1 pseudogene is annotated in these 1,051 nt (G+C 41.6%); it reads right to left on the reverse strand.

What is annotated here, in order from left to right:
* Positions 1 to 119: 119 nt before the first annotated feature.
* Positions 120 to 1,051, reverse strand: a pseudogene (locus ACFINH_RS09965) (hypothetical protein); the annotation flags it as partial.

Below are 1,051 nucleotides of genomic sequence, written 5' to 3' on the forward strand. Positions count from 1 at the left end.
AAACGCGTTGTCAAAAGCATCTCTAGCCTTCTTACTGTTTCAACTTTGTCAAAAGAAAGCATGTTCAGATAATCTTCTTTGCTATTTAAATGTTCTGGATATTCTATCATCTCTCCCTCCTAAACAAAATGACGCGTATGGCTACATCCACGCGCCGCAACTTGTTCATTTCCACCATTGACGATCATGGCGGCTCGAGTAAAACGCCCATTATCCGTTGTATTACTCCAGCTACCACCCCCTAACAATGCTCTCATTTCAAACGTATTTTGCGTACGGCTTATGGGTATAGGAAACGTGCCCGATAAAAATTGCCAAACATAACCGCAACCATCCTCACAACCGATATGCGAGATCATTCGACGATTCGCCGTATCCTTATATCCACCTGAAACCTTAGAGGTTGGTTCTTTCTTGCCAACAATATGTGTCTTTTCATTGCTTCCATACATAGCAGAAGCAAACGCTTCATCACTCAGTAAAGATTTTTTAACACGCGCCATATCTGTTACATGTTCGGTATAATTACGGTTTGTTGTTATATTGGTACGATACATTGATTTCGTATTTTCACCCGTCCCTGATTGAAGATAAATATCAACCCAAAGATCTGTAGAGGGGTCGTAGACCATTCCCTCTGGTGAACTATAAGGGCGGTGATTTAAACACCAAACTGAATTGGGTAAAATATCCCCTGCCCTATAACCAGACAAGGGGTGACCAGAAATCGTACCAACATCCGCACAAAGCGTATGAAACCCTCCTATCTTGCGCGAATTATTGACGCTGTAACCGTTTGGATACGTAGAGTTTTCTGATACAACAATTTTATGAGAATCTCCCTCCGGTACCAAATAAAGATAATAATCCTTGCCCGCAGAAAGAGACGGCATGCTTATTCTGGCATCTACCGTATAACTTACAACCAAAATATCATGAGTTCGTGGCAAAGTTAGATAGGTTCCTTTTTTCACGGTTAATTGCGCTTTGCCTGTCGCTACAAGAAACGGGGTGGAAATTGAAAGAACCGTTAAATTGGACTGTTTCAGTA

This window comes from Bartonella sp. AA74HLJMH (genome assembly GCF_042197045.1).
Classification (GTDB): domain Bacteria; phylum Pseudomonadota; class Alphaproteobacteria; order Rhizobiales; family Rhizobiaceae; genus Bartonella.